Source organism: Cyanothece sp. BG0011, from assembly GCF_003013815.1.
Lineage (GTDB): Bacteria > Cyanobacteriota > Cyanobacteriia > Cyanobacteriales > Microcystaceae > Crocosphaera.
In genome coordinates, this window is sequence record NZ_PRLH01000149.1 from 1 (window position 1) to 25,277 (window position 25,277).

At 38.1% G+C, this 25,277-nt stretch carries 26 protein-coding genes and 2 pseudogenes; 11 read left to right on the forward strand and 17 right to left on the reverse strand.

The genetic code is table 11. From position 1 onward, the window contains the following. A pseudogene (locus tag C4E06_RS29650) lies at window positions 1–515 on the forward strand (ParA family protein); the annotation flags it as partial. Here the strand turns inward: C4E06_RS29650 and C4E06_RS19535 are convergent. The 3 genes from C4E06_RS19535 to C4E06_RS19545 all read right to left on the reverse strand — a co-directional run bounded on the left by C4E06_RS19535 (window position 502) and on the right by C4E06_RS19545 (window position 2,691). Next, the gene (locus tag C4E06_RS19535; protein ID WP_107669918.1) at window positions 502–1,098 is read right to left on the reverse strand and encodes a TetR/AcrR family transcriptional regulator; all 597 of its coding nucleotides are present in this window, start codon (window positions 1,096–1,098) and stop codon (window positions 502–504) included. The pseudogene C4E06_RS29650 and the gene C4E06_RS19535 sit on opposite strands and share 14 nt — an antisense overlap. 104 nt (window positions 1,099–1,202) lie before the next feature. Continuing rightward, on the reverse strand, window positions 1,203–1,757 hold the full coding sequence (gene rimI / locus C4E06_RS19540) for a ribosomal protein S18-alanine N-acetyltransferase (RefSeq protein ID WP_107669920.1): 555 nt from the start codon (window positions 1,755–1,757) through the stop codon (window positions 1,203–1,205). A 13-nt stretch (window positions 1,758–1,770) separates the two neighbouring features. After that, window positions 1,771–2,691 carry a histone deacetylase gene (locus tag C4E06_RS19545; RefSeq protein ID WP_107669922.1) on the reverse strand — a complete coding sequence of 307 codons (921 nt, stop codon included), beginning with the start codon at window positions 2,689–2,691 and terminating at the stop codon, window positions 1,771–1,773. 321 nt (window positions 2,692–3,012) lie between these two features. Here C4E06_RS19545 and C4E06_RS19550 point away from each other — a divergent pair, with 321 nt between their 5' ends. After that, complete coding sequence (locus tag C4E06_RS19550) at window positions 3,013–3,336, forward strand: Mo-dependent nitrogenase C-terminal domain-containing protein (protein ID WP_107669924.1); 324 nt, start codon at window positions 3,013–3,015, stop codon at window positions 3,334–3,336. A gap of 14 nt (window positions 3,337–3,350) precedes the next feature. Here C4E06_RS19550 and C4E06_RS19555 read toward each other — a convergent pair whose 3' ends face one another. Further along, on the reverse strand, window positions 3,351–3,752 hold the full coding sequence (locus tag C4E06_RS19555; protein ID WP_107669926.1) for a fasciclin domain-containing protein: 402 nt from the start codon (window positions 3,750–3,752) through the stop codon (window positions 3,351–3,353). Between the two features lie 284 nt (window positions 3,753–4,036). Between C4E06_RS19555 and C4E06_RS19560 the strand changes: the two genes are divergently transcribed. From C4E06_RS19560 to C4E06_RS19570, 3 genes are all read left to right on the forward strand, one after another. Continuing rightward, on the forward strand, window positions 4,037–4,351 hold the full coding sequence (locus C4E06_RS19560) for a DUF3593 domain-containing protein (RefSeq protein WP_107669928.1): 315 nt from the start codon (window positions 4,037–4,039) through the stop codon (window positions 4,349–4,351). A 135-nt stretch (window positions 4,352–4,486) separates the two neighbouring features. Then, a complete protein-coding gene (locus C4E06_RS19565; protein ID WP_107669930.1) occupies window positions 4,487–5,506 on the forward strand; it encodes a cysteine hydrolase family protein in 1,020 nt (339 codons plus the stop codon). A gap of 107 nt (window positions 5,507–5,613) precedes the next feature. Beyond that, on the forward strand, window positions 5,614–6,174 hold the full coding sequence (locus C4E06_RS19570) for a DUF2808 domain-containing protein (protein WP_107669931.1): 561 nt from the start codon (window positions 5,614–5,616) through the stop codon (window positions 6,172–6,174). Window positions 6,175–6,235: 61 nt separating this feature from the next. Here C4E06_RS19570 and C4E06_RS19575 read toward each other — a convergent pair whose 3' ends face one another. Together C4E06_RS19575 and C4E06_RS29655 are read right to left on the reverse strand one after the other, a co-directional pair. Continuing rightward, window positions 6,236–6,574 (reverse strand): BrnA antitoxin family protein, encoded by a 339-nt coding sequence (locus C4E06_RS19575; protein WP_107669933.1) that lies wholly within the window; start codon window positions 6,572–6,574, stop codon window positions 6,236–6,238. Beyond that, complete coding sequence (locus C4E06_RS29655; RefSeq protein ID WP_107669935.1) at window positions 6,555–6,764, reverse strand: BrnT family toxin; 210 nt, start codon at window positions 6,762–6,764, stop codon at window positions 6,555–6,557. The genes C4E06_RS19575 and C4E06_RS29655 overlap by 20 nt, the downstream gene beginning before the upstream one ends. Between C4E06_RS29655 and C4E06_RS19585 the strand changes: the two are divergent. Next, window positions 6,747–7,853: pseudogene (locus C4E06_RS19585) on the forward strand (RNA-guided endonuclease InsQ/TnpB family protein); the annotation flags it as partial. The gene C4E06_RS29655 and the pseudogene C4E06_RS19585 sit on opposite strands and share 18 nt — an antisense overlap. A gap of 25 nt (window positions 7,854–7,878) precedes the next feature. Here C4E06_RS19585 and C4E06_RS29280 read toward each other — a convergent pair. The 3 genes from C4E06_RS29280 to C4E06_RS19600 all read right to left on the reverse strand — a co-directional run bounded on the left by C4E06_RS29280 (window position 7,879) and on the right by C4E06_RS19600 (window position 14,836). Then, window positions 7,879–7,998, reverse strand: coding sequence for a BrnT family toxin (locus tag C4E06_RS29280; RefSeq protein ID WP_198648844.1), 120 nt, complete (start codon window positions 7,996–7,998; stop codon window positions 7,879–7,881). Between the two features lie 71 nt (window positions 7,999–8,069). Next, window positions 8,070–14,015, reverse strand: coding sequence for a translocation/assembly module TamB domain-containing protein (locus C4E06_RS19595; RefSeq protein ID WP_107669937.1), 5,946 nt, complete (start codon window positions 14,013–14,015; stop codon window positions 8,070–8,072). A 71-nt stretch (window positions 14,016–14,086) separates the two neighbouring features. Beyond that, on the reverse strand, window positions 14,087–14,836 hold the full coding sequence (locus C4E06_RS19600; RefSeq protein ID WP_107669939.1) for a PAP/fibrillin family protein: 750 nt from the start codon (window positions 14,834–14,836) through the stop codon (window positions 14,087–14,089). Between the two features lie 113 nt (window positions 14,837–14,949). Between C4E06_RS19600 and C4E06_RS19605 the strand changes: the two genes are divergently transcribed. Next, window positions 14,950–16,350, forward strand: a complete 1,401-nt coding sequence (locus C4E06_RS19605) for a Rieske 2Fe-2S domain-containing protein (RefSeq protein WP_107669941.1) — start codon at window positions 14,950–14,952, stop codon at window positions 16,348–16,350. Window positions 16,351–16,394: 44 nt separating this feature from the next. Continuing rightward, window positions 16,395–17,441, forward strand: coding sequence for a signal peptidase I (gene lepB, locus C4E06_RS19610; protein ID WP_107669943.1), 1,047 nt, complete (start codon window positions 16,395–16,397; stop codon window positions 17,439–17,441). Window positions 17,442–17,842: 401 nt separating this feature from the next. On the opposite strand, the gene obgE is transcribed toward lepB, so the two are convergent. Continuing rightward, window positions 17,843–18,871, reverse strand: coding sequence for a GTPase ObgE (gene obgE / locus C4E06_RS19615; RefSeq protein ID WP_107669949.1), 1,029 nt, complete (start codon window positions 18,869–18,871; stop codon window positions 17,843–17,845). Between the two features lie 331 nt (window positions 18,872–19,202). Between obgE and C4E06_RS19620 the strand changes: the two genes are divergently transcribed. Beyond that, window positions 19,203–19,538, forward strand: a complete 336-nt coding sequence (locus C4E06_RS19620) for a hypothetical protein (RefSeq protein WP_107669951.1) — start codon at window positions 19,203–19,205, stop codon at window positions 19,536–19,538. A gap of 194 nt (window positions 19,539–19,732) precedes the next feature. Here the strand turns inward: C4E06_RS19620 and C4E06_RS19625 are convergent, their stop codons facing one another. Together C4E06_RS19625 and C4E06_RS19630 are read right to left on the reverse strand one after the other, a co-directional pair. Then, window positions 19,733–20,014, reverse strand: a complete 282-nt coding sequence (locus C4E06_RS19625; protein ID WP_107669953.1) for a type II toxin-antitoxin system RelE/ParE family toxin — start codon at window positions 20,012–20,014, stop codon at window positions 19,733–19,735. Next, window positions 19,989–20,219: a hypothetical protein gene (locus tag C4E06_RS19630; RefSeq protein WP_107669955.1), complete on the reverse strand. Its 231-nt coding sequence runs from the start codon at window positions 20,217–20,219 to the stop codon at window positions 19,989–19,991. The genes C4E06_RS19625 and C4E06_RS19630 overlap by 26 nt, the downstream gene beginning before the upstream one ends. 166 nt (window positions 20,220–20,385) lie before the next feature. Here C4E06_RS19630 and C4E06_RS19635 point away from each other — a divergent pair, with 166 nt between their 5' ends. After that, complete coding sequence (locus C4E06_RS19635) at window positions 20,386–20,916, forward strand: hypothetical protein (protein WP_107669956.1); 531 nt, start codon at window positions 20,386–20,388, stop codon at window positions 20,914–20,916. A 52-nt stretch (window positions 20,917–20,968) separates the two neighbouring features. Here C4E06_RS19635 and C4E06_RS19640 read toward each other — a convergent pair whose 3' ends face one another. Genes C4E06_RS19640 through bchB form a run of 4 tightly spaced genes read right to left on the reverse strand, consistent with a single transcriptional unit; the run spans window position 20,969 to window position 23,349 of the window. Then, window positions 20,969–21,175 (reverse strand): DUF2283 domain-containing protein, encoded by a 207-nt coding sequence (locus C4E06_RS19640; protein WP_107669958.1) that lies wholly within the window; start codon window positions 21,173–21,175, stop codon window positions 20,969–20,971. A 1-nt stretch (window position 21,176) separates the two neighbouring features. After that, window positions 21,177–21,431, reverse strand: a complete 255-nt coding sequence (locus tag C4E06_RS19645; protein ID WP_107669960.1) for a DUF4926 domain-containing protein — start codon at window positions 21,429–21,431, stop codon at window positions 21,177–21,179. A 2-nt stretch (window positions 21,432–21,433) separates the two neighbouring features. Then, window positions 21,434–21,769: a DUF6883 domain-containing protein gene (locus C4E06_RS19650; RefSeq protein ID WP_107669962.1), complete on the reverse strand. Its 336-nt coding sequence runs from the start codon at window positions 21,767–21,769 to the stop codon at window positions 21,434–21,436. Between the two features lie 53 nt (window positions 21,770–21,822). Further along, window positions 21,823–23,349 (reverse strand): ferredoxin:protochlorophyllide reductase (ATP-dependent) subunit B, encoded by a 1,527-nt coding sequence (bchB, locus tag C4E06_RS19655; RefSeq protein ID WP_107669964.1) that lies wholly within the window; start codon window positions 23,347–23,349, stop codon window positions 21,823–21,825. Window positions 23,350–23,810: 461 nt separating this feature from the next. Here bchB and C4E06_RS19660 point away from each other — a divergent pair, with 461 nt between their 5' ends. Further along, window positions 23,811–24,323, forward strand: a complete 513-nt coding sequence (locus C4E06_RS19660) for a hypothetical protein (RefSeq protein ID WP_107669966.1) — start codon at window positions 23,811–23,813, stop codon at window positions 24,321–24,323. 22 nt (window positions 24,324–24,345) lie between these two features. Here C4E06_RS19660 and folP read toward each other — a convergent pair whose 3' ends face one another. Further along, window positions 24,346–25,185 (reverse strand): dihydropteroate synthase, encoded by an 840-nt coding sequence (folP, locus tag C4E06_RS19665; RefSeq protein WP_107669968.1) that lies wholly within the window; start codon window positions 25,183–25,185, stop codon window positions 24,346–24,348. Between the last annotated feature and the right edge of the window lie 92 nt (window positions 25,186–25,277).

A 25,277-nucleotide genomic window follows, 5' to 3' on the forward strand; every position in this document is an offset into this window, starting at 1 on the left:
ATTTTGAAACGGTTTGGAATCATTTTGAAAGGGTTTTAAATTCAGAAAATTTTTAGAGCCTGTCCTCGAACATTATCACTTTGTGATTATGGACTGTGCGCCGGGTTATAATCTTTTAACCAGGAGTGGATTATCCGCTAGTCATTATTATTTATTACCGGCTCGGCCTGAACCTTTATCGGTGGTAGGAATGCAATTGTTAGAACGACGAATTGCTAAATTAAAAGAAAGTCATCAAAGTAATCAACCCTTGAATTTAGATTTATTGGGAGTGGTTTTTATCTCATCGGGAGGGGGTTTATTAAGTCGTTATTATAACCGGGTTATGCGACGAGTTCAAGCGGATTTTTCTCCTGAAAAAACTCTTTAAAACTTCCATTCCCATGGATGTGAATGTGGCTAAAGCAGTGGATAATTTTATGCCCGTTGTTACTTCTATGCCCAATTCTAGCGGTTCTAAAGCATTCATTAAACTAGCGGAAGAATTTTTAAGCAAGTTACCTAATCATTCATAATTAACTCGACTAAATTAGAAATTAATCGTTCTGGTTTCATGGGAATAATTGTGTGACCTGATAACATATCCTGAGTTAAAATATTGTGGATTAAACTGCCAACAAAAATATGAGCAATCACTTCAGGATCTTTAATTTTTAGTTCTGGATGGTCTTGGAGATATCCCTTAAAAATGCTAATGGCAGGTTGAGCAACATTTTGTAAAAAGAGTTGAGATAACTCAGGATGTTTTCCTGATTCGGCAATAATTAAACGCACAAAACAGAGATAATCAGGGTCATTAATTTCTGTCATAATCCGTTGCGCTAATTGAGTCAAAACTTGACGGGGTTCTCCTGATAGGGGTTGGGACCAGACTAAACGAAACTTTTGACAAGCAACGTATTGAATTAAGGCCGTAAATAATCCTTCTTTATCATCAAAATAACTGTACAACGTTTGTTTTGAAACTTTAGCGGTTTTTGCCACTTGGTCCATACGAGTGGCAGCATAACCATGTTCTAAAAATTCTGGCAAGGCCCCAAGTAAAATTTGCTCTGCTTTTTTATTTAATTGAGTTGAAGAAGAATCTAATATCATCATAATGGTAGGTTATGTTCAATCACACTCAGAAAAGGAAAGATTCCGACATAGCTTATTACAAGCAATTGATCACTGGTCACTGATAACCGCTCACTGATCACTGGTTACGGTTCAACGATAGAAAATTGCCAGTGATTATGGCTGAGACGATCCTTAATTTGTTGTTCCCAAGTGGACAATTCTTGCTGAAACTGAGGATAGTCCAAACCGCTACGCCAAAGAACCAGTGCATCTTCCCCGGTTTGTTTATAATATCCTGTTCGTCGCCCTGCTATTTCAAAGCCAAACTTTCGATACAGAGAAAGGGCTGGTTGATTAGACACCCTGACTTCTAGGGTAGCACGTTCTAAGTTTCGCCTCATGGCATCCCTGAGTAACCCATACAGTAATAACTGACCTAACCCTTGACCTTGATACTGGGGAGCAATCATTAATAAGGTAATATGAGCTTCTTCTAAAATTTCCCAATAACACCCACCACCGATGAGTGTCTCGGTGGTATCAGAAGACAAAACCCAAAAATGACTATTAGGACTCTTTAACTCCCGTTGATAACCCTCTTTTGTCCATAAACCTCCCAGACAATCTTGATCTAAGGTGACCAGTTCATCAAGATGACATAACTGAGGTGTCTGAAGTTGAATTACAAAAGATGACATAGAGACAGTAACTTTATTGAGATAAACAGACCTCGATCGTTGCCACAACTGACTCAGCTAAAGCGGATAAATCATAACCGCCTTCTAAGCCAAATAAAATCCGAGAGGTCACTGTTAATAATTGTTGTGTAAAAATGCCGTAATCTCTAGGCTGAAGATTAATTGATGCGAGAGGGTCCGCTTGATTGGCATCATAACCGGCACTGACAATTAAAAAGTCCCCGTGAAACCTTTCTAAAAAAGGGATAACTTGCTGTTCAAAGGCGACTTGATAGTGGTTTAAGTCACTTCCTGGTTCCATGGGAATATTGAGTACATTATCATATTTTCCTGTTTCTGTGGCTGTGCCGGTTCCCGGATACGCAGGAAATTGATGTAACGAACAATAGGCAATATTCGGATTATCTTCAACGATCGCCTGGGTTCCGTTACCGTGATGCACATCCCAATCTACAATGGCTACCCGTTGAATGCCATCACATTGTAAAGCATAATGAGCAGCGATCGCCGCATTGGAAAATAAACAAAACCCCATTCCTGTTTTCTGTACCGCATGATGGCCCGGGGGACGAGATAAGACAAAGGCCGGTTGTTGGGTTGTTAACACTGTGTCGACCCCATCTAACCAAGCATTAACCGCTAATAACGCCACGTTATAACTTTCAGGAGAGACAATAGTGTCCCCATCGATAAACCCCCCTCCCTTCTCCGCTAACCTTTGGACTCCCTTGATATAGTTATCCATATGTATGTTTTTGATATAGGGAATCGGATTTCGTTGGGCCAGATTGGTGGGCTTTTGCCATTGTAAGCGATCGCTCCAGGATACCGTTTTTAAGGCGTTAACAATGGCTTCTAATCGTTGAGGACTTTCGGGGTGAAAGTGTCCCGTATCATGGTCTAGAAAAGCATCAGAATAAATAATAGGAAACATTTTAGTTCAATATGCAATTGATCAATCTTTTTTAATTTTATTAAAGCGACCGTATTATCAGTCGTCGGACAGGCAACTCCGGAACAGGCAAGAGGCAAAAGGCAAGAGGCAAAAGACACTCATGCAAGTTAAAATCTGTTTCTCATTGTTTATACAGTCTCCCTTCTACTCTGCTCCCTGCTCCTCTACACCCTACTCCCCACACTCCCCAAACGGTAAGTTATGCTTATCAATTATAAAAAAAAGTTATATATAAAAACTATTGTCATCGACAAAACTTATAGTTAAACTAGGAGTATAGAAATTAATCAAGAGGTCATTATGGTCTGTTTTCAAAACAATCAACAAGTCAATACCGCTAAAATTGGATTTAACCAAAGTAAAGCTAAAGATTACTTACAACCACTCCGTCAATATCTGGATAACGTCGAAATAAAAAACGAGTCCACTGCCCATTTCTTATGTCGTGTGATTCCGGTACAATGTCCTTTTGAACGGGATATCTACTTATTGGGTCGCAAAATTGCTCATATTCCCCCATTATGCAAACTCAACCCCTTCTATGAAGAGGTTGTAGCCTTAAGATTCCGTGCGTTATGTTATTTAGCGGATGAATGTGGTCAAGATGTTCGTTGTTATTGTTAGTTATCTTAGGTCAGTTATCCCATTAAAATCACATTATCAATGACGTGAATGACCCCATTATCTGCTTCAATATCCGCAGCAATAACAGTAGCATTTTTAACTTCAAATCCATCAGAACAGTCGATGGAAATGGGAGAACCTTCTAAAGAAATCACAGAATTAACGTTAGCTAAATCCGCTTTCATGAGTTTACCTGGAACCACATGATAGGTTAAAATACGCGCCAGTTGAGGTACATTCTGAACTAAGGTTTGAACTGTTCCCGGCGGAAGTTTAGCAAAAGCAGCGTCATTGGGGGCAAAAACGGTGAAAGGGCCGTCTCCTTTTAAAGCATCTACTAAATTAGCTGTTTTTACCGCAGTCACTAAGGTTTCAAATCCTTCTGTATTTACAGCAATATCAACAATATCAGGCATATTTTTAAGGTTACTTTTACGGTTGTTTTAATTGATTATAAACTACAATGGTAAAATTAAAAATACTACCAGATACAATCATTTAGTGAAAAGAATAGACAATAATCCCGTCTTAAAATATAAACTGATTACTGCTTCAAACCACGGGGGACTTACTGCATGAGAAAAAGCATTAGATAACCCCGTTAGTGCATTGGCGATCGCAACCATAAAAACCTGGATCAACAGTTAAATACAATGGAGATGTGATAAACTAAAAATTGTTCTCTATGGTTACATTTTAGATGTTTTCTAAAGACAATCTTTTTGCTATTTCTTTATTTCCCTATTTGGGGTTTTTATGGTTTCTCACTCGTTCCCAAGAAACCCCCCGTTTAGCATTAATTGGATTTTATGTTTTATTGGTATTTGTCGCCGTTACCATTCCTGCTGGAATTTATGCTAAAGTTCAATATGGAGAAGCATTAGCAAATATTGATTGGTTACACGGTAGCGCAGAATCTTTCTTAACTTTATCTAATATTTTAGTTGCTTTGGGGTTTCGTCAAGGAATTATTGAATATCAAAAGAAACAAGAAGAAACGCAAACTGATGATTAATTAATACCGATAATTTTTTGTACAGGAAATGACCAATTAAGTTTGAGAATTGGTCTGATTTTAGTTGCTCTAATTTTTATCTTATCTATCAATCTGTTACCATAAAAATTATTAGAGTTTAATTAAACATTTAAAATGATGAATCAATTACCTATCCCGTCCTTTTTTGAAGCTAAAAAAGTTAATAAATTTTGGCGCGTTCCTTATCTCCAAAGAGTTAATGAGGCTAAACAATGGAGAGAAAAGTATCAAATAGCTTCATCAAGGGAAGATAAAACTAAAATTGTCTTATTATTAATTGATGTACAAAATACCTTTTGTCTGCCTGATTTTGAATTATTTGTTGCAGGAAAATCAGGAAATGGTGCAGTAGAAGATAACATTCGTTTGTGTGAATTTATTTATAGGAATTTGGGACAGATAACGACTATTGCACCCACCATGGATACCCATACAGCGATGCAAATTTTCCATCCTATTTTTTGGGTTGATGAAAAGGGGAATCATCCTGAAGCGGGTATTACCATGATTTCCTACGACGAGGTGAAACAAGGACGATGGAAAGTCAACTACAATATTGCTAATAATTTAAACATTTCTGCTGAAAAACTAGAAAACTATGCCTTACATTACGTCAAAAAAGTGACAGAAGATAGTAAATATCCCCTAACCATTTGGCCCTATCATTCTATGTTAGGAGGAATTGGTCATGCTTTAGTTTCTGCTGTTGAAGAAGCCTTATTTTTTCATAATATGGTTCGCAGTAGTCAAACGCAATTTGAGTTAAAAGGAGATAACCCGTTAACGGAAAATTACTCAGTTTTTAGTCCTGAAATATTAGAAGATCATCAAGGGGAAAAAATAGCGCAAAAAAACACGAAATTTTTAAACAAAATACTATCTTTTGATAAGATTATTATTGCCGGTCAAGCCAAAAGTCATTGTGTGGCTTGGACTGTTGAAGATTTACTCACAGAAATTAAACAAAAAGACCCAAACTTAGCTAAAAACGTTTATTTATTAGAAGATTGTACTTCCCCTGTCGTCATTCCCGATGTTATCGACTTTACCGACAAAGCAGAGGCAGCCTTTCAACGCTTTTCGGATGCAGGGATGCACCGAGTTAACTCCACCGATGATATGGAAACCTGGTAACTGTCCACTGTATCACTGATAACGGCAATCATTTGTTATGCTAAACAACAGGAGTGAACTATGATTACTCTATCTTAAAAACGAGTGATTCTAAAACAGAGTTAATTATGAATAAAGTCAAAACCTTAGCGACAAGTCTATCTAAACGTTTTATGGCGACCTTAGCCTTATCGGGATGTTTATTAGCTGGTGTGCAAACTTTGTCTCTTGCTAATGGTAATTCAGGATTAGTGATTTTTAGCGGTGTTGAAAATCGCAGCGACATCCTAGACTATAAACTAGACTTTAATGGACGACCCAAATTTTATGGGGAACGCATGAGACTGCGTATTTCCAAGAAAAAATTAACCCAAGGGGTGAGTAAATTTTTTATTTCTTATCTCAAAGATCCTGAATTTGATGGTAAATTTAACACCAACTCTGTAGAAGTAAGAGTTGACGGCGAGTCTCTCCCCTTAAGAGAAGTTTACTGGGACAAAGAAAGCCGTGTGGTAGAAATTGATTTAGAAGAACCCTTAGAAGCTGGAAATTCAGCAGAAATTGTCTTTTCCAACGTCAAAAATCCCAGTTCTGGCACTTATTATTTTATTGGTGATGTGTTAACCTCAGGCCAAATTCCCTTACGGGTTTATGTGGGGACTTGGATCGTTTCTTATTCTCGTACTTAAAGAGCGTTCGGGGTTCGGGGTTGATGATAACCTCTCTTCCCTATGCCCCGTTTCTTTTAAATTATCCATTGCGATCGCTGTTTGATGATTCGTGTGAGGTCTGACCCTTACTGACTTGGTGCGCTACATAGGTTCGCAACACATCGTTAATTAAAGTTTGATAACCTCTTATTTCGGGGTTATTTTTAGCGGTATTGCGAAACCACTCTAAAGTCTCGGTATCAACTCGTATTGATATCGACTCCGTTGCTGGGTTTCGTTTTACCAACTTTGCACCCTTAAAAAATTCCTCATCAAGCTCAGGAATATCGGAATAGTCTATGTCCTCATCTGACATATTGACTAACTTACGATGTCTTTCTTCGGGTGACATATCAAGATTAAACTGATTGTTGTTCATAGATTCTTCTCTCCTTTCTACTTGCTCGTCGTGCAGATATGATTCTGATTACTCCGTTTCTGTCTGTATGAACGACTAAAACCACGATAACTGACTGCTTTGGCAAAAATAGTTGACCGATTGATAATTCTCTTGTTTCTTGATAGCTAAAACGATCATCTATGTAAGTTAGCTTGAACAAAAGCGTCAATTAACTCAATGGAAAAAAGAAAATCCTTGGTTTAAAGCAGTTCATTCTCAAGTAACTCAAGATGTGGTTAAAAGGATGCACAACACTTGGGAAGCATTTAAAAAACGTGGTTTTGGCTTTCCAAGGTTTAAAAAATATGGACAGTTCCGTTCATTTTTGTTTCCTCAATTTAAAGATGATCCATTAACAGGTTATCAGATAAAACTTCCCAAAATAGGCTCAGTTTTAATTGAACTTCATAGACCTATTCCAGAAGGATTTGTCATTAAACAAGTCAGGGTATTATCAAGGGCTAGAGGGACAAAGTGGTACGTTGTAATAACTGTTCAATCTAATGTCGAAGTACCCAATCCTTTACCGAAAGGTAGAGGACTTGCCATAGATATCGGGCTTGAAAATTTCCTCACTACTTCAGATAATTTCACAGTTAAACGCTCTCTATTTTTCAGAGATTTACAAAGTCGGTTGAAAGAACTACAACGTAAAGCATCTCGAAAAAAGCGAGTGCGTAATTCGGCTTCGCAAGCCGAATGTAAGACGCACTCAAGACAGAAAGGGTCTAAAAACTGGGAAAAAGCACAGATAAAAGTTGCTAAACTTCATCATAAAATAGCCAATTCTCGCAAAAACTTTCACTTTCAAGTTGCTCATCAATTGTGTGATCAAGGTGACATGATCTTTGTTGAAGACATTGACTTTCGAGTATCAGCTAAAGGCTTTCTTGGTAAGTCAATGCTTGATGGTGGTTTCGGTCAATTTAGGACAATATTAAAGTGGGTTTGTTGGAAACGAGATAAGTTTTTTGCTCAAGTTGACCACAAATACAGTAGTCAAATTTGTCCTAATTGTAGGACTCACACAGGCAAAAAACCGTTATCTCAACGCCAACATATTTGTCCTGAATGTAATTATCAAACCACAAGAGATCATGCAGCAGCCGAGGTACTTTTGCAAAGAGGATTAAACGTAATTCAAGAAGTACGCATGGACGTTGCGGAAAGGAAACTGCCTAGTAATGGCGATCTGTCGAGGTCAGTCTGCGACTGGCTAGATAAGTGCCGATCTAGGAACACTCAAGAGCGATCTTGAGAAGCCCACCCTGTACCGTTTACGGTCAGGGTTGGGAGTACGTCACTAGATTTGGATCTTTGAATATCTCCTTTGCTTCTTGAAACGAAATACCATGCTTAATGATGTTGGTTTGGTTCTTTTGTTCATCCCACTCGAATTCCATATTTTTAATATACGTCTTTGTATATACAAAATCAAGGATTGCTTTTGTCTCTTACAATGATTGGCATCTCGTTAGAATCGCTTCTCGTATCTCACCCGAAATTCATTAAAAGCATAATCATAAGAGACACGAACATAACCTTCATCTTCCACCTCATAGATAGCTTCTAGGAAAGGAACCACACGAAAATCCGTACTATCTATGGTCTCACTAATAGAAGTTTCGATATCATAAATAAGGGTTTGAAAGACCATCGGTAAAGCTAATTGAACAATACCAAATTGAATCAATTGTTCGGTACTTTTTCCTTGTAAGGCTTCTGCTAAAACGAGAACTTGTTCACCGAGTAAACGAACAATTTCCCCTTGACTTCTCGGCGGACTACTGCTTAAGTTAATCACAGGATTACCTAATAGTTGCTCATCGACACTTCCCTGATTAGCTAAGGTTTGTAAACAAGTGCTGACCTTATTTAAATCTTCTTGGGATAAAGCGGTTTTGGTTTGAATGGGTTTAAGAGGATCTTGAATTTGACACACTTGATAACCTTCTTGTCCCAAGTTAGGAAGGAGTTGAGAAAGAGGTCCATTGAGACCCAAACTAATATCAACCCGTTGCACTTTATTGAGACTATCATCAGGAATTTCTGTTGTCTCTCCTGAACGAAAGTTTTTACTCGTATCAGGAACCTCTGAAACAATGGTTCTCATGGCCAGGTCTAAGGTAGGATTTAATAATCCTTGATCCGGACTAAAAACGATTTGATTTTCTGTGCGACGTTCGATAAAAAATCGAGTATCTAAGAAATTGACTAACCCTCGGTTTACTGTAATGACTCCGTCTGGTTCAAGGGCAGTAATATCATTAATCGGACCGTCAACGGCAATATTCCCTCCAAAATCAAACCGAAACAGAGGTAAGACTTCAACAAATAAGCTATCTAAGCTAACTTGAAAATTTTGTAATTTTGGCATGAAAGGAACCGGTTGATTACTAGCGGTTTGTCTTCTTGTTCTAGGAATCACCCATCGATTAATTTCAGCAACCGTTTCTTCTCGACTTTGTAGTGCAGTGGGAATAAAGATTTGACCATTGGCTAATTGTACGTCTCCGCTAACCACCGGTTGAATGGCAGAACCTCTAACGATCACCGTGCCATCCACTAACCCTCGATATAATCCATCTAGGTTAATTTGTCCTCTTTCTATGGCAACCGTCAGGGGATTTTCTAGGTTACTTTGCCGTTGAAATAAAGGTAAAACGCCGGCAATATTGAGGGTACTATCAGCAAAGTTTCCTTCTATTCCTTGGACATCGATGCCTTGATCATTAATGGCAACCACTCCACTAACGGTCAAGGGTTGGGGTAAGGCCGGAGTTTGGAAAATGGTTTCATTTAAAGTAATCGTTCCCCCTGCATTTAAGTTAGAAACTAATAACCCTTGAGATACGTCTAATTCTCCTGTGGCTTGGGCGTTAATTTCTCCTTCCCCGCCGGTTAAGAAAACCTGTTCACCGGTTAACACACTGACTAATTGTAAGGCATTGGTCCCTAAGTTAACGTTAATGGCAAAGTTATCGTTATCAGGATAAGTGGGAAAGGGAATATCAACGGAGGCAGAGGCAATGGAATCCTCAGTGGTGGCTAGTTGAAACCGTTGACCTTCATAACTAAATTGTCCGGCTAGGGTGACATCTAAGGGTCTTCCTTGAAAGGTGGTATCCACAAAGGCAAATTGTCCCTGGAGTTGGGGTTGAAAGGGGGTCCCACTAAGGGTTCCCGATGCGTTTAAAGCCCCGGTTGCATCCACGGGAACTTCAATAAAATTATTAATGGTACCGATAGATAAATAGTTAACTTGCCAATTGGCTGCAATTTCTTGTAAGGAAAACTTCCCATCTAATGCTAATAGAGTTCGATCAATTTGAATGGCAGCCCTATCTATGGTTAAAACATTGTCAGTTAAATCGGCCTGTAGGGCAACTTCATTAATGGGAATAACTGACTCATCTCGAATCACTAACCCCAAGGGTTCAACAATATCAGGATAGGGTTCTTGGGGATGCCATTCCCAGTTTTGACCGCTTAAAGCGATGCTCAGATCCGGTCGATAAATGGTTCCTCCTAGGGCCACATTGAGATCAAAAGTGCCTCGAAAATCTAATTCCGTCGGAATCCCTCCTTTTTCCCGTTCGTCGGCTAATTCTTTGATTCTTTGCTCAATGACAGCCAAGAGGTTAACTTTTTCGGCGATGGTTTCGGCTGCTTGTCCGACAGACTGGGGAGGGATGGCTTCAGCGTTTTGGTAGTCAATGGGTTGAATCTGCAATAGGTCCAGTAACCGTTCGACATTGGACAGTTTCAGGGCAATCAAGAGGTCTTGCAAACGTCCCTCGTCTATGTTTAATTGACCAGCAAGATCCCCAGATTCTAGGTTGAGGGAACCTTGCACGGCATATAAACTTTGGCCTAACTGCAAAGTGGCGTTTTGTAATCGGGCAATATTATCCTGATAGATGACATCGGCCGTCAGTCGGGTGGCTTCGACAAAACCAATACTTGGCTTATCGATCACCAGTCTGCCCCTTCCTTCGAGGGTGTAGGGGTTGATGACGATTTCCGTTTGGACTTCCCCGGACAAGAAGCCAGGGATACCAAAGTCGCCCCCTGGGGCAATTTTGAAGAGATCGAGGGGAAATTGTTCGATTCTGGCTACTAACTCATCCCCTTCTAAGCGACCAATCACAGCGATGGGGGCTTGATCTCCTGCTTGTTGACGCAGTTCAAAGGCCACGGGTAAATAAGGGGCCGGACAGTCTTGACGGTTACAGGGTTGCAAGGTGGCAGCAATCACATCTTGATTCCCCCGTAAGTTGATGGCAATGGTTTGACCGAGGCCGGCGTTGAGTTGACCGGTTAAGAGGGGTTCAAAGGCGCGATCGTTAAAGACAAGGTTACGGACGGTGACATCTCCTGTCAGGGTAATGTTACCGGGGGCGGTAGGGGCGGTGAGTAAGTTTTGTCCGATCAAAGTTCCGTTAAAGTTTCCGACTCCCTGCAGGTTTAATTCTTCGGGGAGAAAGTCCCGTCTTACCGGCAAAGCAGAAATGACTTGAGTGAGGGGTAAATCGTCTAGGGTAGAGGTGGCTTCTACGGATAGGTTGACCCTAGCATCGGGGTTCGTGAGGGGGTTAGAGACGACAATATTACCCCTGGCGTTTAAGCTTTGTCCGTCGGCTTCGACGCTGATATTATTGGCGTTGATCGGTAAAATGGCGTTTTCTTCAAAAAGGCTGGCTAGACTCCCTGAAAGAGAAATTTCGGCGTTTAAGTCATCTATGTCGGTTTGGGGGACTTGTGGGGCGATTTGGCTAAGAATCAGGTTAGGATTGAGGTTGGATGCAGTTATTTGACTCGTCCATTGATTATTTTGTAATCGGGTTAGGGTGTTAACGGTTCCGTTGGCGGTGGCAAGTTGCAGGTTAACCCTAGCTTGGGCGGTACTGAGATCGGGTTGCGGGGAAAGCAACGGCAAGACATTACTCGAAACCACGGCTTGTCCGTCCACTAATTGCACATTGACCGGCAAGTTTGGCACAATGCGATCTAAGGCTAGGCTGGAAAGGTCGACGACACCACGAACTTGACCACTGCCTAGGTTACCCACCACCTGCACGGGACTTCCTTCTACGGTTAATTGTACCTGAGCATTGCCCCGAAAACTACTAATATCTGGGGTATTTCCCAAAGAAGAAAGGAGAGAGTTAAGGTTTCCTGTGAGAAATACATCACTACTGACTAAGGTTGATTGTACCGGTAAATTAGGGATGATAGGATTAAGGTCAATGGTTCCCACTTGGGCTGTGGTGGTTAAAATGCCGTTCCCCACGTCTATATTGGCGTTGAGGGGATTACCATTAACCAGTAACTGGGCATTTCCATTGACATTGAGACGGTTAATATTCAACTGTCCCCCGTCGAAAAGATTGGTGAGGGAACCTGAGAGGTTGAAATTGCTTCTATTCAATTGGACGGGGGCCGCTAGGTTGGGAATATAGGGATCGACAGGTAAGTTAGAGACGGCAGCGGTTGCCGTGATGTTTCCTTGGGATAACGCAGTTTCAAGGGCGATCGCACCTTGCCCCACTTGTAGCTGTAAGTTACCTTGGCTTTGAAGACTATTTAAGCTAAAGTCATCCAGTTTTCCAGCAATATTAATATTACCATCACTAAGGGTCACAGCTTGGGTTAAAACTTCGGGGGGACAGGTAATAAAAGAACAAGCTAATTCTACAAAGGGATCAAGAGAAAATTGATTAGCTGTAATCTGGGTTTGCCATTCTTTTTCTTCAAGATTTCCTAATCCTCTAACGGTAAGATTCCCTTCATCGGAGGTTAACACTGTATCCCGAATTAAGATATCTTTTCCCCCTAAAAGTATCGATCCTCTACCTGAAATGTTTTCCCCTGAAACCCTGATAACACCAGGAGCAGACCATTCTATTTTACCTTTGGGATCTCCTAGGGTTCCTCCTATTTGACCTTGCGCTTCAAGGGTTCCGATACTAACATTTTGGGGCGATTGATAATAGGGTTGGGCGAGTTCGTCTCCTGGTACTTTTGCTTCAAATTTTAACGCAATGGGCATCTTTTGCCAGTTAATTTCTTTATTTTCTTCTAATGCTTTTAAGATCCCTAATTCAACTTTTCCTGTGGCGGTAATGTTGCCCCCTGCGGTGGGTTTGACTTGAAATTCTTTGAGATTAATTTGATTTAAGTTTGCTTGAAAAACTGTTTTTAAATCTTCAATTCTTGTTTTTTCAATTAATAACGGTTTACTATTATTAATCGTACCAGTAACAATCGGATTTTTAATTGCTCCTGTTAACTTTATTTTCCCTTCAACTTCCCCTGCTAAATTAACCGGCAATTGGATTTTTAAAATATTCGATATATTTTTTAGTAAAAAGGGATTAATATCAACATCAATATCATAGCCTTTCTGCCAATCTAGTGAGCCTTTAATATCAGTAGCAAACTCACCTAACTTAATCCGAGTTTCGTTAAACTGGACGGTTTGATTATTAAAATTTAATCCTAAATCTAGCTGAATAGGAACTTTCAATGCTTCTAAACCAGCTTGCACATTAGAAAGTTCAAAATTTCCATTTCCTGCTGTTCCTTCAATCTCTTCTAAAGAGGGGACATTAATATTTAAGTTACTGTCAACTAAACCACTCTTTAATGTTACCGGTAAATTAGGAATTATGGCTGCTAACTCAGGTAAAGCTAATTGAGATATCATCAAACTTGTCTGAGTTTGGAAGGATTTTATATTAGTTTGTCCTTTAATAGCAATCTCACTGTTTAATAAAGATACATCTAAATCATAACTAACTTCTTGTTCTTCATTAGAGCGATATGTATAACCTCCTGTTCCATTTGCATCTATTTTTATTAATTCTTTAAACCCATTCGGAAGTAAAGCAATATTAGCATTATTTAACTCAATATCGGCATCAATATCAACGGGTAAATTTAATTCTGTCTCTTCGAGTTGTTCACGTTCTTGAAACCCTAGCCATTTTCCAGAGGGATTTTGTTCGACATATAAGTTAGGATCGTCTATAGTAATATCAATATCTAAAGGCTGTCCGATTAATAAAGGTAAAGGATTAAATTGAACCGTTAACCCATCAAGATCGACCCGATCGGGATCATTTTCTGTGGTAGGAATAGACGTTTGACCAATACGAATATGATTAAAAGAAAAGCTTTCAACTTCACCAACTCTTACCTCTCTTTCTAATGCTTTGCTTAACTGTTGAGACAGCAAAGGAGATAACTTTTCATAGACAAAATAACTAACCCCTCCATAGGTTGCAACCCCCAATGATAATAACACTCCACCAGCGATCAAACTTGAGGGTTTTTTGATGAAATTATAGAATTTTTGCAATACGGGCGTACTACCCTCAGAGGGTTCTGGGGGTGGGTTGGGGGGGATATTAGTCATGAGTCCTTACACCACAGATTCAGTCGATCCACTGACTAACTTAACACAAATTTTCTGTTTATGATTTAAGGCTATACTGAACGTTCACAAACTAAAATAGTTCCTTTCTCTCCTAGGGTAATGCGTATTTCTTCATCTAAATAAAGTATTTTTAGCTTTCCTTTTGGCGATCGCTTCATCTGAAAATAAATCTCTCCTGTTTCTTCATTCATTGCTTTGGGGGGAACTAAACCGAACATTAATTTTAATATAAATGAGGTAAATAATTCTTTTAATCCTTTATTATCTGATTTTTCGGTATTAAATACTTGTTTCCACACACTTAAATCTTGATCAGCTTGTGGCGTTAACTTTCCTCCGGTAAACTCCACTTGTAAAGTCTCATCAGTAGCAGGATAACAAATTCCTAAATTATGCACAAGTCCTTTTAATTCAGGAAAATTAGGGTCAATTACGGTAAATTCTACAATAATATCATGACTTCTCTTTTCTTCTTCGTCTAGCAAGATCACAGGCTGTTTTACGCAGTCAATTACTACTTTAAGATTGGTTGGTTGAAACATATTAAAGGCCAAGCGTCCCAACGTATACGCATATTGGCCATTGGGTAGCTTTTCTCCTTGGGGAAAGGATGGCGCACTAATTAATCTCCACTCTGCTGATTCTAAGCGATCGCTGTGGCTAGGTGCAACCGTTGGATTAAGTTCACACAGTTGTTCTATTTTAGCCTTGACTGCTTCGTGTTTAACGTCTCCGTCATATTGTTTCAAAGCTTCTCTTAAAGCGGTTTTTGCTGCGTCTCTTGGGGTGGTTACACTCATAATGCTTGATTCATTTACATTTTGTTACAATGTAGAATAATGGGTTTAATAGTATTAAACCCCTACGGACTCCTTATTTTACCCTTAACTTTAATTTTTTTGACATACTTATTATGACTATTCATAACCCGGTATCTTCCCAAGAAAGTCCTTTAATTATAGGAGGAAATGATCCTGATCAGTTTGACTGGAAAGAGGTTTGGTATCCTGTTCATTATATCGAAGATTTAGACAAAACCAGACCCACATCATTTACCTTATTAGAGAAAAATATTGTTATTTGGTGGGATGAAAAAAACAGTCAATGGAGTGTCTTTGACGATCAATGTCCCCATCGGTTGGCCCCATTATCAGAAGGAAGAATTAATGATCATGGTTGTTTAGAATGTCCTTATCATGGATGGGCATTTTCAGGACAAGGAAACTGTGAAGTGATCCCCCAACAAAAGCCAGAAGGAAAAGCAGAACAATCTCCTAGAGCCTCTGTGAGAACCTACCCTACTAAGGTAGCGCAAGGGTTATTATTTGTCTATGCCGGGAAGACAGAAAATGCAGACAAAACCCCCATTCCTTTAGTGGATGTTTTAGAAGAAAAGTCCGATGAATGGGTTTGTATTAATACCTTCCGAGACATCCCCTATGATGCCTTAACCTTAATGGAAAATGTGTTAGATTCCAGTCATATTCCTTACACTCATCACAAAAGTGTGGGCAACCGATCTAATGTTTCTCCTGTGGATTTAGAGGTAGTTGAATCAGGAAAATGGGGGTTTAAAGGGGTGTGGGAAGAAGGGCCAAGAAAAGGCACTTTAGGAAAACAAACCACCCACTTTTTTGCCCCTGGAATGATGTATCATGATCTGACTTCTAAACAGTTCGGCCGTACATTAACAGTTGTGTATGCTACCCCTATTAGTAAGGGAAAATGTCGATTATTTGCTCGGTTTCCCTTCAAATTTTCCTCACCCATTCCTAAATTTTTAATCAAATTAACCCCTCGTTGGTATTCCCATATTGGACAAAATGGCGTATTAGAAGATGACCAAATTTTCTTACATTATCAAGAACGTTATTTAGAAGAAAAAGGAGGAAGTGCTAAGGTTTCTAAAGCCTTTTATTTACCTACCAAAGCCGATTTATTTGTTTTTCAATTGCACACTTGGATCAATCAATATCAGGCACAATTATTCCCAGAAGAGTCCTTAAGTCCTGCCTTATCCTCAGAAACCTTACTAGATCGTTATCATTCCCATACAAAACATTGTAGTAGTTGTCGCACTGCTTTAAAGAACTTACAGCGCATAAAAATAGGAGTCGCGATCGCCACGTCTGTCATTTGGTCATTCATAGTTATCTTATTATTAACATTAGATCATCCTTCTCTTTGGGGTATGATATCATTGAGTTTGACTGTTCCTTTGGGTGTAATTATCTGGTTAGGTTTAAATCGACTAGAAAAACAATTTTATCAAGGTCGAGAAATTCCCCCAAGAAATTTACCTGATAAAAAATAGTCGCTATTTTTAACTAAAAAATGATCTAACAATTATCCAAATTAGTGTACAATAATTATCATAAAGATCCTTGGTTAGCTGTTAATTTATCCATGTTTTTTCCTGGACTGGGTCAATTTTATGCTGGCAATTATTTACAAGGATTTTTATTTTTTAATGGTCAAATTCTTTGGATAGTGCTGACAGCTTGGCATATTTTTGCTGCTAGGGGAAATACTGTCACGGGTTTGATTTGCTTAGGGATAACAGTTATCTTCTATTTGAGTAATTTAATAGAAGCTCATCTCAGTGTTTATAAAAAGAGAAACGATCCCAACCTAGAAAAAATACCACGGAAACATAAAAATCTTTGGTTTGCTATTTTCATCAGCCGAATTTTACCAGGATTAGGTCATCTTTATCTGCAAAAATCTATCATTGGTTTACTCCTTTTAACGGCTAGTTTAATTATCATTGGAATTGATGATTTTTATGCTAATTTATTATTAATTAGTCCTTTGATTACTGCCTTAACCATTTATCATACATACCTTATTTTTCCTGATAGAAGGAATAGGGGGAAAGTCTTACTAATTATCCTGATGACAGGAGCTATTTTTATCCTAGGAGTCATCGTTAATTATTATCCACAATGGTTAGAAAAACACTTTGATAGATTTATGATTCCCAGTGAATCAATGCAACCCACATTGCAAATAAATGATATTGTTTTCGTGAAAAAATCCCCTAATTATGTCCCAAAAATAGGGGATATTGTGGTTTTTACTCCCTCAGAAAACATCAAAAAAGCTGATCCCGACGTATCAGATTATTATATAAAACGGATTATTGCCACAGCAGGAAACAAAGTGGAAATTAAACAAGGCCGAGTTTATCTAAATAATACAGCCATCCAAGAACCTTATATTGCAGAATCACCAGAATATGAGTTTAAATCTAGGATTATTCCGGCTGATCATTATTTGGTTTTAGGGGATAATCGTAATAATAGCTTAGACTCCCATATCTGGGGAATGTTACCAAGAGATGTCATTGTCGGCCAAGCTTATAAAATTGGCTGGCCACCGAAGAGGATACAATCATTAGAGTAGAGGGAGCGCCGGAGCAGGGAGTAGGGGAGCAGGGAGAAAGTGTATAAATGAAAGTTTAAATTTGCAATAGGTTATCAGTGATTAGTAATAATTTGTTACAATAAAGAGGATAGGATTCAGTAATTTTCCTTAAAACAAATAACCCAAATGGGTGAGCTATCTGGGGGAAGTAGAAAGCAAAGAATTTTCTTAAGATAAGGTGTATAAGTGAGATCGCACTAGCTGATTTCAAAAATAATAAATGTCTTTCGTTTAGTTTGAGCAGGAGCAACCCCATGGAACTTATTTCACTTTCTTTAATCTTAGCCGGAACCTTTATCGTAGATTTTTTACTTCACAACAATTAGCTCTTCATGGGGATCTGTGTTTCCAATAGTCTTACGTAAATAGCTCTCTTCTAGCTACACTAAAGGAAGAGAGCTATTTTCATAGTTACTGGTTGCTTGCTCTAAATGATGCCAAATGGTTTGTAATAGTTCCTCAACTCCGACTTTAGTCACAGCAGAAATTGCAAAAACGGGAGACTCGCTTAACTGTTGTAATTCTTCTTTTATCAAGTCTAGAGTATCTCGATCGCAAGCATCTACTTTATTAAGAGCTATAATTTGAGGGCGATCGCTTAATCCTCGTCCATAAGCAGTTAACTCTTGTTGGATCACTTCATAGTCAGCGATGGGATCAGCAGAAGTGACATCTACCAGATGCAAGAGGAGACGGGTGCGCTCAATGTGTCGTAAAAATTCATGGCCCAATCCGATCCCTTCGTGGGCCCCTGCGATCAACCCAGGAATATCAGCAAATACGGTTCCGTCCCCGGTGGGTTTTCGTACCACTCCCAGGTTAGGCACTAACGTGGTAAAGGGATAGTCAGCAATTTTAGGACGGGCGGCGGATAATGAAGCGATTAAGGTGGATTTTCCCGCATTAGGTAAGCCTATAATCCCTACTTCTGCTAATAACTTCAATTCTAATCTAAGGTTGCGGTGTTCCCCTTCTAGCCCCGGTAAAGCGTATTCTGGGGCCCGGTTTTGGTTGCTGAGAAAGTGTTTATTCCCTAACCCACCTTTTCCCCCTTCAGCAACGCAAAGGGTTTGACCATTTTTTACTAAATCTCCTAATATTTCTTCTGTTTCTAAGTCATAGACGACTGTACCACAGGGAACCTCTACAATGGTATCTTTACCCATGGCACCGGTGCAGTTATTGGGACCCCCTCGTTTACCGTTATCTGCTTTGAAACGACGCGCATAACGAAAGTCTAATAAGGTTTGTAGGTTTTCTTCTGCTTTAAGGATCACTGATCCCCCTTTTCCTCCATTTCCCCCTGCTGGCCCCCCTGCCGGGACATATTTTTCCCGTCGGAAGGCCACAATACCATCTCCTCCCTTTCCTGCTTCGACTTCGATTTCTGCGCGATCGATAAACTGCATTCTCTGTGTTCTAACCCATTAATCCTTCTTTAATTGTAGTCTCGAATTTCTGCATTGACTATTAAATCATTACAAGGAAGTGAGAAACATTAGGTTTCAAACTAGAGTAATTGTAGGATGAGCAATGAAAACCTTACCATTACCAATAGTCTTTTAACATAAATTAATAGATGGATGAACTAGGGAAAATTAATGTTAGTTCTATCTTGTTCCCTTTTTTTCTCTTAATTCTACTTAATGAGTTTGAAAAATTTTCAATTTTTGGGACTGAAGTTCTCAATAATTCATTTTAAAATAATAAGTAACGAGTTAAAAAAAAGGAGTTATTCTCATGCAAAAGCTTATTGTTACCTCTTTAGCTTCTACTGTTTTAATGATGGGTATGATGCCTCAAACTCAGGCTCAAGTTCGTGTTGTTCCTCGTCCTTCTGTTGAACCTATTCGTCCTGTAGAAATAAGGAAACCCTCTGTTGTTCCTAATAATTCCGGAAATCTGGCTGCTCCTGATTCTGGTCCTAATACAGCAATAGGTGATGGTGATACTTGCTCAGGAGTCAGTGGATGCAATGATTTTATTGCTGAGTGTATCGGGGGTGGTGGGGACTATGTTCCTATCGAACACAACGATAAAGGACAACCGACTGCCGGCAGTTGTGATATGTCTTAAATAATTGCACCTAGCAGCTTTTAGTCCTATAGCAGCATTGTCCACTGTTGTCTTATTTCATTCATGGTTTTACAAAAAACTGATCAAACAATCCAGTAAACAGTGCTGCGCTCAAATTTCGTCCGCTTGTTCATAAAATTCATGAATTTCTTACAGCTACCCATTGAAATAATTAAATATTTATCATTAGGATATTAATAAATATTACTTCGATGAGCAATTAAAATAACAGTAACTTTATTTAGTTTATCATCAATTTCATAAACAACCCGATAATCCCCTACACGATAACGATAATATCCTGATAAATTAGCTTTCAATCTTTTTATATTAGGATGATAATAAGGATTAATTTTTAAACGTTCAAAACAACGATCTAACTTTTTTTGTAATGAACCAGAAGCAGACTCAAAAAAAGATTGAGCATCAATACTGATTAAAACTGTATATTTAATATTTTCGTTTGAGTTGCTCAACAGAAGTCACCTTACCTTGTTTAACATTTTCCTGTGCTTTCGTAAATGCTTGTTCAAATCCTGATATTTTCAATAGTTCCTCAGTTGCATCATTATCTTCTTTCTCTAATAAATATTCTAAAAAATCAGTAGCAACTAATAATTTTTCTGATGATAGTTGCTCAATATATTCTTTAGCTTTTTGACGAATTTCTATACTTTTCATAGGTAAATTAATAAGTGGATACAGAAATTATAGCACATACATGACTTTTGAGATCAATAAAATGATCTTAATTAGGAAACATTTCTGATATAGATCACAGTGATAAAAACAGTCTAGAAATTATACTTAAATTAAGATAACTAATTCTAACAGAGGAATATCATTTATGCTTCGACGTTTAACTGCAATTTTAACTGCTGTTTTGATAGCATTTATCGTCATGGTTAAACCTGTTCATGCTGAAACTAACCCTTTTAATGAGTTTTCAGAACAAGTTTATTCTATTATAGATGAAACAGGAAAAATTTTTTCTTTACCTGACTTTGTAAATCATCATCCAGAAGAGAAAAATGGATTAAAAAAGTTTTTCCAAGACGCGCTAAAAGGAGTTACCAATCATAGACAATATGATAATATCCAAATCATATCTTTAACAGATTTTTTTATGGATCATCCAGAATATAAACAGTCCTTGAATGAATTTTTAAATAAAAACGTTTCAGGTTTTGAGGAAACTATTAAAGTTATCAAAACAGCAGAAACAGTCTATTTTGTTCTGGTTGCTTCTTGTGGTATCGTAGACGGCATTGCTACAACAGCATTCCCTCCGGCTGGTGCTTTAGTTGGTGCTTGTGGAATTATTGCACCTGCAGGTCAAGCAGTACCTTGGGTAAAAGCAGTATTTAGTATAATTTAAAAGATTTTAAGTTGTAGGGTGGGCAATGCCCACCTTATAATTTAAAGTAGAGCTAAAGATCAACAAATTCAACGGTAGAAGCATCTAGTTTAGTTCCTAAATAGTTTAATCTTTCAATTCCAATAATATTTCCTTGTTGATCTTTAATTAAAGATAAGTCTTCTTCTACTTCATCAACTAAAAATTCTTTTTTTGGATCATCAAACCAAATGGTTAAGGTTTTTGCTTGTTGATCATGATAAATTTTTAAGTTGTCCATATTAAGTCACCTCGTTTAATTTTATTAGTTCAGTTTCTCCCCATATTTCAGGTAAGGGTATTACCCAAGATATAGGAACAGAAATAACATCTAAGGTTTCTCCATCTCTAAAAACTTCTAAATTATAGCCAGCTTCTGATTGTTTTTTTGTAGGTTTTAAATAGTCTAAAACTACTCCTTTATCTCCTTTTTTAACTAGGCTATTAGGGACATCGAATTTTAACTCTACCCATTGAAATAATTGAATATTTGTCACGATTAGTTTTCCTCTAATTTATCAGGATATAAAGTAATTAATTTTATTGTATCTTCTCCTTCACTTTGCTGCCAAATAGTAATGACTTTAATTAATTTTCCATTTAGACTAATCCATTGACTTTTTACCTTAAACCTCTGTCCCCAGTCTGTCTGAGTAATTTCATCAATTTCTTGACCTTGCACTGCTTTAATTATATCTTGTTTAAGCACTTGCCAATTATCTAACGTATAGCCATATTGTCCTAAATATTTTGATTTATCATCTTTTCGTTGATAAATGAGTAAATATCTAGTCAACTTTGCATTTTCAATGACTAAATTCGATGAAATTTTCATAAGTTTATAGTCATTATATTTTAAAAAGGTGGGAATTGCCCACCTTACTTTAACTATGCTCCGACTGCTTCTTTTGCTGCATACATCACTTCTAAAGTAATCTCCGAAAATCCTCTTTCACGGGCAAACTTTTCGGTGTTTCGCTTCACTTTACCGCGAACAAAACCAGGAACTTTATTCAATTCTGCTTGTGCTTCTTTGTTCCAATTCAAGTCAGAATCAGCCGAAATTCCTTTAGTAATCACCTCTTTAGTATCATGACCTCCAAAGATTTCTAAAAGATGATCTTCCATGCCCAACGTAAAGGAATTATAAACTAAATCAGCAATCTGATTTGTCCCTTCATAACCACAGAAAGGTTTATAACCAATGGGGAAGTTTTGAATGTGAATCGGGGCAGCAATAACACCACAAGGAATGTCTAATCTTTTACCCACATGACGCTCCATTTGCGTGCCAAAAATAGCAGAAGGTTCGATCCGTGCGATCGCATCTCCAATCTCTCCATTATCATCACTAATTAACACTTGATCGCAATATTCGCTCACTTGTTCTTTAAACCAGTCTGCATCATATTTACAATAAGTTCCGGCTAAAACCACATGAATTCCCATCTCTCTTGCTAATATTTTAGTAATAGCAGCAGCATGGGTATTGTCCCCAAACACAACAGCTTTTTTACCGGTTAAATTTTGACAGTCAATGGAACGAGAAAACCAGGCAGCTTGGGACACATATAATGTCTGTTCGTTGATGAATTCTTCATAATCAACATTAGCCCCTTGCTCATTAAGAATCTGTTGAATTTTGCGAATACATCGGGCTGTTTCTACCACTCCCATCGGTGTAATATCCACATAAGGAAGGTTAAATTCTTCCTCTAAATATTGAGCCGTTGCTACCCCTAACTCTCGATATGGAACTAAATTAAACCAAGCTTTCGGTAAGTTCTTTAAATTGTGAACCGAGGCACCATCGGGAATCACTTCATTAACTTCAATTCCCAAATCTTTCATTAATTGTTTTAACTCTCTACAGTCATGTTGGTTATGAAAGCCTAGGGTAGAAATGCCGATAATATTAACAGAAGGATGCTCAGTTTTTTCTTGGGGTAATTGCTCTTTTTTACGGGCTTTTTCCAGGTAAAATTTAACAATTTGGTGTAGGGTTCTATCAGCCGCTTGTAACTCGTTGTAACGGTAATGGTTGACATCCGCTAACAACACATCCCCTTGAGCATCCATTTGGGCCCGTTCGACAAAATTGGCCAAATCTTCCTGTAAAATGCTAGAGGTACAAGTGGGGGTTAAAACAATTAAATCTGGCTTTTCTTCCCCATCCTTGCGAACAATATTGTTAACTACCTTTTCTTGGGAACCCCGGGCCAAAACGTTGCGATCGACAATACTCGCAGTGACAGGGGTAAAGTCTCTTTCTCTCTCTAACATCGATCGCATGACGTTAAAATAATCATCCCCCAGGGGTGCGTGCATGATAGCGTGGACGTTTTTAAAAGAACTCGCAATGCGTAGAGTGCCAATGTGTGCAGGGCCGGCGTACATCCAATAGGCCAGTTTCATAGCGTTCTCCTAATGTATTAAATAAGACGTGATAATGACACGCTGATAAGCTGTTTTTGATTGTCTCAAAGTTGTCGCGTTTATTGAGCGTCTGCTTAAATAATGTTACATAAAGCAAAACAGGCTCGAATTGTTAAGTTTTTTTTAAAAAAAGTGCAGGATGTGGGTTAATGAATTTTTTGAAAGAGACGAGAGTTGAAAGGTGGTTAAACTATATAAAAAAATCCCATCACTGACCAAATAAGTAGGTAGGCATAATTAAAGGAATAAAACTTGTAGGGTGGGCAATGTCTCAAATGGTTTCTGGTTCAGGTTTATAAGCTTTTTCTTAGCATTGCCCACCTTACGTTTATTTCTAACCACCTACGTATAAAGCAAATATGAAACTAGGTATCTTTATTTATTTGAGTTGCAATCAGTAATTACTTATCATAGAAATAGCTAAATAATAGGACAAAATAATGATTAATGTTACTAATGTTATTCAGGTTAATTCAAGTCGAAAGCAAGCATGGGAATTAATTTCTGATTTTGAAGGGGTTTGGGAAAATTCTAATCCTGCTCATCAAGGAACTAAAGTTTTAAGTCAATCTAAACGTCCTCTTCGTAATGGTCTTAAATGGTGGCAACGGGAGGAAGTGGGTTGGGTTCAAGGAGAATTTGTGGCTACTTTAGATAATGTCATTCCCGAACAACAATTTACCTGGAGTACCACGGCAACTTATCAGTTATTAGGTGTCCCGTTTAAGGTTAATGAAGGGGGAAAATTTATAATTGAAGAGAGAGAAAAAGGAATCGTTTTAAAACATGAATTATGGGGAAAATTTGAAGACTCTTTTTGGGGTAAACTCTTAGAATGGATTGCTTTAAATATTCTCAAAGAAGAAACAGCGATCGCAGAACATAACTTAACGGAACTTCGCTATTTTAAGAAAGTGTTAGAAAACAAGACTAAAAATGATCAAAACAGTTAGATTAAGTTGGTTTTTTTATTAATTATGTCCGCCAAATTTGATCAGCAACTTGAGCGACCTCTTTGATTTCTGCTACATCATGAACCCGTAAAATATGGCTTTTAGAAGCGATGGCACTACAACAAGCGGCAGCGGTTCCCCAGACTCTTTTTTTGGGGTCTTTTTGGTTTAAAATATGTCCAATAAAACTTTTACGAGAAACCCCGACTAAAATGGGGCAATTTAAACGATGAAACTGAGATAAATTTTGTAATAATTCTATATTTTGTTGATAGGTTTTAGCGAAGCCAATACCAGGATCAATAATAATTTTATGCTGATCAATTCCTGCTTTCATGGCTTGATTGACTTGACATTTTAACCATTCTATGATCTCATTAATTAAGTCTTGATAATCGGTTTTTTGTTGCATGGTTTTAGGGGTTCCTCGAATGTGCATAATAATAATAGGAACGTCTAAACTTGCCACAGTTGAAAACATTTTTTCGTCAAACGTTCCCCCAGAAATATCATTAACAATATCCGCTCCTGCTTCAATGGCTGCTTGAGCCACTTGGGATCTTGTGGTATCAATAGAGATAGGAATAGAACCATTTTGACGCAAGGTTTTAATAATAGGAATAACTCGCTTTAACTCTTCTTCGAGGGTAATTTCTTCAGCCCCAGGACGAGTTGATTGACCCCCAATATCAATGATATCTGCACCATTATCAATCATTTTTTCTGCTTGAGATAAAGCCGTTTCAATACTATTAAAGTCTCCTCCATCACTAAAACTATCGGGAGTCACATTTAATATTCCCATTAAGTAAGTGCGTTTTCCCCAGTCAAAAATAGTCTCTCTAATTCTTAAATTATTCATTTTTTGTATTAATTATTAACAGTTTACCCCCCTTCTAAAAGGGGGGTTAGGGGGGATTTTGCCTTAAAAAAGTTACTGATAATTAACAATAC